This is a genomic window from Maribacter sp. ACAM166 (assembly GCF_005771495.1).
Lineage (GTDB): Bacteria > Bacteroidota > Bacteroidia > Flavobacteriales > Flavobacteriaceae > Maribacter.
Map to the genome: position 1 here is coordinate 1 of NZ_VAUW01000069.1, position 8,779 is coordinate 8,779.

Genomic DNA, 8,779 nt, shown 5'->3' on the forward strand with positions numbered 1-8,779 from the left:
ACCTTTGCTCTAAGGTCAATTGTTTGTAATGTTTCATCAAAACGAATATAAATATTGAGCCTAAAACAGATGGGGCTAGCCCCATCTGTTTTAAATATTCGTGTTGCACTTATGACTTGAACTTAGATTAATCCCTTTTTTAATCTAGATGAATTTTGTTCTTCATAAAAAATATAAATGCTTTAACGATTAAGCAATAATAATAAAATAATGCAATATACAAAAATATTTAAGCCTTTTTTTGCGTAATTAGTAATGTTTTTTACAACCTTTTACTTAATTCAATAATTATGTTGTTTAATACTCGAAATCTAATGTTAACTTTCAAATTCTAAGCTTGTATTTAATTTAATTTGAACAGATTTAGAATCTGGGTGATTAATATTTTCAATAAGAATTCTTAAAGCCTCTTCTCCCATTTTTTTAATTGGCTGACTAATATATGGCACAAAATTTTCTAAGAAATGGTAGGTAGAATTTTGATCAAAAACAACAACATCAATTCTTTGCAAAACATCTCTTCCCAAGCTAATTAATTGTCGAAGACCTTCTTCAGCTAATGTATTCGTTTGAAAATAGATGGCCTCTACTTCACTTCTATTGATTAACTCATCCATAGCTTTTTTCATGTCTCTTTTTAAATACAAATGATTCACCCTTTTCATCATATTTTCTGATGGAATTATATTCGCGCAATTTAAGGCATCAATGTAACCTTCATATCTATCGGTGTAGTGAGATAAATCTGATTGATACCCTATTGTTGCAATTTTCTTGTGTCCCTTGTTAATTAAATAATTTGTAGCTAAAGAAGACGCATTGAAATTATCAGCAACCACATAATTATATTCTAATCCTTCGAAATATCTATCAATTAAAACAAACGGAATTTTCTGTAATTTCAATTTCAAAATACTCTGCTTTGAACCTTGGGGAGGTGCTATAATCAACCCATCAACTTGACGATCCAAAAGCAATTCTAGAACTCTATCAAACTTCTCCATTTTTTCATCAGAAGAACCAAAAATGACAGTATAGTTTTGATTAAAAGCTTCATCTTCAATGATGCGTGCCAAATTAGAAAAGAATGGATTTGAAATATCAGCCAGAATTACTCCTATGGTCCTCGTTTTATTCGTCTTTAAACTTCTAGCATTTAAATTTGGTCTATAGTTTAAACTCTTTGCAACTTCTTTTATTCTTTTCTCGGTTTCCTCTGATACCCGATTTTCTTTTCCCTTACCATTTAAAACATAAGAAACTAATGGAATAGAAACTCCAACTATTTTAGCAATGTCCTTCAAAGATACTTTTGTACTCATATTAATGTTCTCATTAAGTAATGAAAGTAATAAAAAATAAATGACTTTAATTTTTTGAAAATTTCAAAAACACTAATAATTATTATAATAGTAGGCTAATAAAGTGGTCCATAATTTTTGCACGCCCTGTAATCTGCAGCCTCTAAATCTGTTCCAAAAGAAGCCCAATCTTTAGGTCTGAAAATTCTATTTTCCTCTACATTATGCATATTAACCGGAATTCTTAACATAGAACAAAGGGTAATTATTTCATGACCATAATGACCATAACTAAATGCTCCATGATTAGCTCCCCAATTAGACATTACACTATACACATCCTTAAAGGCATCCTTATCATTTAGTCTTGGCACAAACCAAGTTGTTGGCCAAGTCGGATTAGTTCGCTGATCCAAAATATTATGTGCTTTTTCAGGAATTTCAACCGTCCATCCCTCAGCAATTTGCATTACAGGTCCCAAACCTTTCACTAAATTAATTCTACACATAGTTACTGGCATTTCTCCTTTAGTAACAAAATGGGATGAATAACCTCCTCCCCCAAAATATTCGTACATAGCAGGAGGCCAATCGGTAGCCTCTAAACATTTAGAAGCTTCATTTTCAGTAATCTCCCAAAATGGTTTCATAACAGGTTTACCATTATCAGTTTGCTGTCCGGTACCATCTAATGTTGATGAACCTGAATTAATTAAATGAATAATACCATTGGCGGCTTTACCCTCTAATTTATGGCCCGTTACTCTCTCTACTGATGATTGACTCCAAAAAGTTCTAACATCAGAAAACATTTGCGCTTGATTAGTCAATAAATAGCCGAGCAGCATTGAAATACCATTTAAGCTATCATTTTCTGTAGCCATTATATATGGATTCCTAATTCCGTTCCAATCAAAAGATGAATTCAAAATTGCTTCTAAAAAATCTCCATTTGGCATATAATCGTTCCATTGACGTTGCCCTTGAAAGCCTGCAGCTATAGCGTTATGTCCCAAAGCCTCTTCTGCAAATCCTAACGCTACTAATTTTGGGTTACCAATCATTAAATCTCTAGAAATCAAGGTCATTTTAATAACAGTTTCCCATTCATCATTCATTTGCTCTCGAGACTTTACAAGATTTTCTGGATTATAATTTTTACCTTCTTTACAATTCTTCTTTCTCCAGGTTAATGCTTTCTTAAATTCATCATGGTCATATATTCCTTTTTCCAATCTTCTGTTTACTTCACTCATGTCAACGTATTCGTTTCTCATTCCAAGATATTCTTGAAAGAAACTCTCATCAACAATTGATCCTGCAATACCCATTGAAACACCACCTACTGACAAATATGATTTTCCATTTAAAATTGCGACGGCTAGACCCGATTTTGCAAATTGTAGTAATTTTTCTTTTACATCTGATGGAATTTGCTCGTCATCACTTTCTTGTACTTCTCTACCATAAATACTAAATGCAGGAATACCTTTCTGAGCATGACCTGCTAAAGCTGCTGCTAAATAAACTGCTCCAGGTCTTTCGGTGCCATTAAAACCCCAAATTGCTTTTGGTCTTGTTGGGTTCATATCTATAGTTTCGGTACCATAACACCAACATGGCGTTACTGTAATAGATAAACCTACACCTTCTCTTAAAAATTTATCTTCACAACGCTGTGCCTCTGGTACTCTACCAATCGTAGTATCTGAGATAATGCATTCAACCGATTCTCCGTTATAATATTTTAGAGTGGTGGTCAAGAGCTTTGCCACGTTTTTCGCCATATCCATGGTAATTTTCTCCAGCGACTCACGTACTCCACCTAAACGAGCATCAATAACTGGCCTAATTCCAATCTTAGGCATTTCTCCCAATGACTTATTTTTTATTTGCATAATTTGAATGTTAATGTTTAATTGGTTTTATGATCTACAAATTCACCAAATATTGAATATTTAGCGTAGAGTATTTTATATATTTCTGTATTTTGAAGAATAGGAATGTATTCTTTTTCGAATCCGGCTCCCATCGCTTTTTGAGCGTCAGGTATGGTAGTGTAAATTCCTGCAACAACCGCTGCGGACATTGCGGCTCCAAGAGCACAAGTTTGTTTAGACCTAACAACTCTGATAGGAAAATCTAATATATCTGCAAGCGTTTGCATTACAAAATCTGACTTTTGAGCAACTCCACCAACTGCAATAATTCCAGAAATAGTAACACCTTCCTCTAAAAACCTATCTATTATTTTTTTTGAACCAAAACAAGTCGCTTCGACCAAAGCCTTAAACAATTTTGGTGCATCAGTACTCAATGTTAATCCTACTAAGCCACCTTTCAAAGCTTGATTAGAATTAGGGGTTCTTCTGCCATTAAACCAATCTAAAGCAATAATACCAGTATCTTCTATAGGTAAGACCTTTGCTGCCTCACTAAGCTCAAACAACATATTTTCCCTTATATCTATTGCAATTAATTCTTTCGATTTTTTTTCAAGAACATGACTGTTTAGAATAAAATTTTCCAAGGGCCACATTAAAAACTTGTTGAACCATGCATATATATCTCCGAAAGCAGATTGCCCCGCCTCAAGACCTATCATGTTTGGTATAATTGAGCCATCCACTTGACCACAAATACCACTAATTACTTTTTCTTTTATTTCTTCCTTAGGAATAATAAGCATGTCGCAAGTAGAGGTTCCAATAACTTTAACTAAATAATTAGGTTTGATTTCTCCTCCAATTGCTCCCATGTGAGCATCTAAAGTTCCAACGCCAACTAAAACATCTTCTCTTAAACCTAAAATATTTGCCCACTCCCTAGAAATTACTCCAGCACTCTTATCGGAAGTATACGTTTCAGCATACATTTTTTCTCGAATACCTGTGAGTAAAGGATCTATATCTGATAAAAATTCTTCGGAAGGCAATCCATTCCATTTTTGATGCCACATAGCCTTGTGTCCTGCCGCACAACGACTTCTCTTAATTTTCAATGGATTGGCATTAGCTGTTAACATTGCAGGAACCCAATCACAATGTTCCAACCAAGTAAAGGCAGCGTTCCTTACTGATTCGTCAATACGCATTATATGTAGAATTTTTGCCCAAAACCATTCTGATGAGTACTCCCCTCCTACATAGCTAGTATAATCAATATATTTCTTTGAATGTGCCAGTTTGTTAATTTCGTTAGCCTCATTAATTGCCGTGTGATCTTTCCATAGAATGAACATTGCATTAGGGTTTTCTTTAAAACCTTCTGTCAACGCAAGAGGAATTCCCAATTCATTAACGGCAACTGGTGTAGAACCGGTAGATGCAACCGATAATGCCATTACATTATTTATAGTAGAATTTGATACTTTTGACAATAACTCTTTAAATGAAGTTTTTAAAGCATTTATATGATCAGTAGGATGTTGTCTAAATTGATTTATTTTAGAATTACAGTACTTACTTTCCTTCCATAATTTGTAAAAGCTACATCCTTCAGATAAAACTTCACCCGTTAACGTATTAACAAGAATGGTTCTGACTGAATCAGTTCCAAAATCAATACCTATAGTATAAAATTTATTCACATTTTTTGTTTAAAGGTTTAAGCTAAAAATTAAAAAAAACACGATAAACAAAATTTATTCTTGCTTTATCGATTAAGCAAGAATAACATATATATTTTTAATATTATAGGTTTAATCAATTTATTTCACGAAAGTTAACTCTCCAATCTAAAAAAAAACCCAAAAAAGTAATTATATATATTATTAAATCCATAGACTTTAGTGTTTTGACCCCTAAGAAAACAGACCTTCGACAGGTTTCGGTCAAAAGGATAAAAGAAGTAGAAAGATTACTAAATTACAGACCTATTAGAAAGTTTAATTATAATAACCAAATTGAAGTCCTAAATAAAAGATGTGTTGCACTTATGGGTTGAACTCAGCATATTCTAAAAGTTAAGGAATCAAACTTAAGATGTGTATAAAATCATAGTGGCTAAACGCCACTATGATTTTATACAGAAACCGTTGGTGAACATTTATAGATGCACAGAAAAAAAATATTGTTTATAACACATGCAAATGTAGATGTAAATCCAAAATTACCGGTTCCTGATTGGGGATTATCGGTCAAAGGGAAAGAACGCCATGTATTATTTAATTTTAATCCAGAAATAAATAATATTTCAGCAGTTTATTCAAGTTATGAGCAAAAAGCAATTGACGGTGGGAAAATCTTGTCTAATCATTTGAGTATTGAATTGCAAAAAGTTGAGTCTTTAAAGGAGAATGATAGGTCATCAACTGGATTTCTTTATGAAGAAGAATTTCAAACTACAGCCAACATTTTCTTTGCGAAACCTTATAAATCTGTGCGAGGTTGGGAAAGAGCAATAGACGCTCAGAACAGAATTGTTTCTGCAATAAAAACGATAATTTCAAATGATAAGAGTGATGGCGATATTGCGATTGTTGCGCATGGTGGAGTTGGTACGTTGTTATTCTGTTCTTTAAAAGGTGAAAAAATATCGCGACAGTATGACCAACCATCTAATGGAGGGGGTAATTTCTTTACTTTTTACAAAGAAAATTTTGAAATACTTCATAACTGGCGTGACATTTCGTTAGCCTTTCCTGCATAACATATTTTGCTAAAAAAACGATTTACCAACAATGCCTATAATTAATACGGACTTGTGGTTTATACGCCAAGGTCTCTGTATATTTATAAAGTCGCAAAATCTTATGGATTTTGCTTTAACAAAAAAAGATAAAACAAAACCAAAAAATTTTGCTTAGCGCGAGACAAGAAATTCGCTGGATTTCCGCCCCAGCAATCATAGCCAGAATTTTAGCATCAATCAAATAAAATGAAAAAAATATTTCTTATTCCGTTTTTATTAAGTCTAATAATTGCTTGTGATTCAAGTCAGAAGGCAACAGTTCAAGCTGATAAGTACTTCATGCCAGCAGAGTATTCACCACATGAATTCGTCTGGTTAGGGTGGGAGGAATATGCTCCCTATCATCAGCCCTTTGTTGATTTGACTAAGGCACTTGTGGATAAAGTGCCTTTAAGAATCATTGCTAACGATAGCCTTAACCTTAGAAATATCAAAAGCGAACTTTCTGAAAATGGAATTGATACTTTGAATATTCAATTTTACATCATCAACGACAATCGACTATGGGTGAGAGATCATGGGGCTACCTATGTAATTAATAAAAATGGTGATAAAAAAGTTGTTGATTTTGGGTGGACTTTGTACGGAAAAAAAGAATACTTAAAAACCTATTTCGAAGGTAACATGGACAGTGTGACGCACCAATACCAACAAGATTTAGGCCAAACAGGGCGTATAGATAGTATAATGGGTTCAATAGACCATCTTTCAACCATTAAAACTGATGTAAATATGGAAGGTGGGTCAATTGAAGTAAATGGTAAGGGTACCCTTATTTTATGTGAAGCTGTCACCATGCAAAGGAACCCAGAAAAAAGTAAGGAATATATCGAATCGGAGTTCAAAAAAACACTTGGTACTGACAACATTATTTGGATGAAGAAGGGACTGGTTGAGGATCCGTTCTTGTTCAATCAAATATTTGATGATTATTTTGGGTGGGGAACATATGGTCATACTGACGAATTTGTAAGGTTTGTTAATGATTCAACTATCCTACTAGCTTGGGTTGATGAATCAGAAAAGAATCTTAATGAATTCAATAGAATTAACTTCGAACGAATGTCTGAGAATTTGAAAATTCTTGAAAACTCCAGAGACCAAGATGGTAAATCATTTAATATTATAAAAGTCCCACTTCCTGATTTAATATTTACTGAAACAACCATAGTTAACCACGATGTAGACTGGAGTGATGGAGAAAATTGGGAGGTACCTCTTAGCTGGCTGCCACAAAAAGGAATCAAAAAAGTGGGAGATAGTATTAAACTTGTGGCTGCCTCGAGCTACTTGAACTACCTTGTGACAAATGACCTTGTGGTACTACCCACATACATCCAAGAGGGATCAAGTCCTGAGAAAGAAGAAAAGGTTAAAGCAATATTTACAGAAGTATTTCCCAACAGACAGCTGGTATTTTTAAATGTAACAAATCTAAATTTCAATGGCGGAGGAATTCATTGTATAACACAACAACAGCCAAAAAATGATGCTAACAAGAAATAATCCCCATTAAAATGGGTGTTCATTCAGGGCATTGCTAGCAATTAAAAAGAACCAACCAAAATGAAAAAAAATAGTAGCTCAATTGACAATCATTTCTTTATTGCTTTTGACATCTTGCTCAAAAAAATTGACTTCAATTCCAGATAAAACGTCTGAACAAATTTCGGCTACATATGAAATAATGAAAAATGTTTCATACGGAACAGATGCCGAACAGAATATGGACATCTATCTTTCCAAAGATGCAAAGTCATACGGAAAGAATAATTATACGATTGTTTTCCTGCACGGAGGAGGTTACTATTTAAGCGACAAAAGTGAAGATGAAAAATACATTGAGCCATATTTAAAAAAAGGATTAAATGTTGTTAATATAAATTACCGATTGAAAAAAGGAATTCCAATTGCGACAACAGATTTAACAAACGCTTTGAACTTCCTAAAAGCCAATAACAATAACTATGATTTAAACTTGAACAATATAATCGTAACAGGTTTTTCAGCTGGAGCTCACATTGCAACAAATGTTGGTGTATCTCAAAACAACCCTGAATATCCAAATAAATTAAATAACGGAATTACGATAACTGGAATAATCAACTTTTCGGGACTAGTTGATGGATTAAATGTGGTGGAAAAGATTTTTTCGGGCAATGAAAACGAAGTTTTTCGTGATATTGGGAAAGCTCTTTTTCCATCAAACGATAGTTATGAATTAATAGAGAAGATAGCAGTTTATGAACCAGTAACATATTTTGACAAAAACGACCCACCGATTTTTTTATGGCACGGAGGAAAAGACAATCAAATTCCACCTGAAACTTTTGAAAAATTCGTTCCAATGTTAAACAAAAATAAAGACTTTGTAATTTATAAACTAAATGGACTACACAGTCCAAACGAGGAAGAATTAAAAAACGCTTATGTAGAAATTTTTACTTTTTTAGATAATTAATGAATAAAATAACTGCTAAAACAACGTTTATAAAACATAGCGCAAGTACTTACTAACACAAAGGTTTGTGCGTTTTTGGTAAGTCGCCTAATTTTTAAATTTGACAAATTACCAAAAGCAAAATAATAAGTAAAATTTAAAAATTAGGTATGTGTTTAATCCGAAACGAAAATGCTTTTAACCGCACTACGTTTCAAGTCTCACAGTATTCTATGACTAAAACAAATTATATTTCACATTTTTTCAAATTAATTTTATGCTGCAAATTTCATTAAATCTACATAGGGAGATTTCCTTTTAATGACAGCAAATATCCTAGCCAATA

Annotated in this window: 6 protein-coding genes; 3 read left to right on the forward strand and 3 right to left on the reverse strand. The window is 33.1% G+C overall.

Features of this window, described 5'->3' with window-relative positions; genetic code table 11:
- Positions 1-317: 317 nt before the first annotated feature.
- The 3 genes from ES765_RS20970 to ES765_RS20980 all read right to left on the reverse strand — a co-directional run bounded on the left by ES765_RS20970 (position 318) and on the right by ES765_RS20980 (position 4,890).
- The gene (locus tag ES765_RS20970) at positions 318-1,322 is read right to left on the reverse strand and encodes a LacI family DNA-binding transcriptional regulator (protein WP_138116428.1); all 1,005 of its coding nucleotides are present in this window, start codon (positions 1,320-1,322) and stop codon (positions 318-320) included.
- 95 nt (positions 1,323-1,417) lie between these two features.
- Positions 1,418-3,199, reverse strand: coding sequence for an L-fucose isomerase (locus ES765_RS20975; protein WP_171017397.1), 1,782 nt, complete (start codon positions 3,197-3,199; stop codon positions 1,418-1,420).
- Positions 3,200-3,216: 17 nt separating this feature from the next.
- Positions 3,217-4,890 (reverse strand): ribulokinase, encoded by a 1,674-nt coding sequence (locus ES765_RS20980; RefSeq protein WP_138116430.1) that lies wholly within the window; start codon positions 4,888-4,890, stop codon positions 3,217-3,219.
- Positions 4,891-5,354: 464 nt separating this feature from the next.
- Between ES765_RS20980 and ES765_RS20985 the strand changes: the two genes are divergently transcribed.
- The 3 genes from ES765_RS20985 (at position 5,355) to ES765_RS20995 (ending at position 8,454) form a co-directional block, all read left to right on the forward strand.
- A complete protein-coding gene (locus tag ES765_RS20985) occupies positions 5,355-5,951 on the forward strand; it encodes a histidine phosphatase family protein (protein WP_138116432.1) in 597 nt (198 codons plus the stop codon).
- A 228-nt stretch (positions 5,952-6,179) separates the two neighbouring features.
- Positions 6,180-7,499, forward strand: a complete 1,320-nt coding sequence (locus ES765_RS20990) for an agmatine/peptidylarginine deiminase (protein WP_138116434.1) — start codon at positions 6,180-6,182, stop codon at positions 7,497-7,499.
- A gap of 127 nt (positions 7,500-7,626) precedes the next feature.
- Positions 7,627-8,454 carry an alpha/beta hydrolase gene (locus tag ES765_RS20995; protein WP_138116436.1) on the forward strand — a complete coding sequence of 276 codons (828 nt, stop codon included), beginning with the start codon at positions 7,627-7,629 and terminating at the stop codon, positions 8,452-8,454.
- The last annotated feature ends 325 nt before the right edge of the window (positions 8,455-8,779 follow it).

What these genes read in the sequence shown, in the direction of transcription:
- ES765_RS20970 (WP_138116428.1), bottom strand. Translation starts at nt 1,322, where the DNA reads ATGAGTACAAAAGTATCTTTGAAGGACATTGCTAAAATAGTTGGAGTT.
- ES765_RS20990 (WP_138116434.1), top strand. Translation starts at nt 6,180, where the DNA reads ATGAAAAAAATATTTCTTATTCCGTTTTTATTAAGTCTAATAATTGCT.
- ES765_RS20985 (WP_138116432.1), top strand. Translation starts at nt 5,355, where the DNA reads ATGCACAGAAAAAAAATATTGTTTATAACACATGCAAATGTAGATGTA.
- ES765_RS20975 (WP_171017397.1), bottom strand. Translation starts at nt 3,199, where the DNA reads ATGCAAATAAAAAATAAGTCATTGGGAGAAATGCCTAAGATTGGAATT.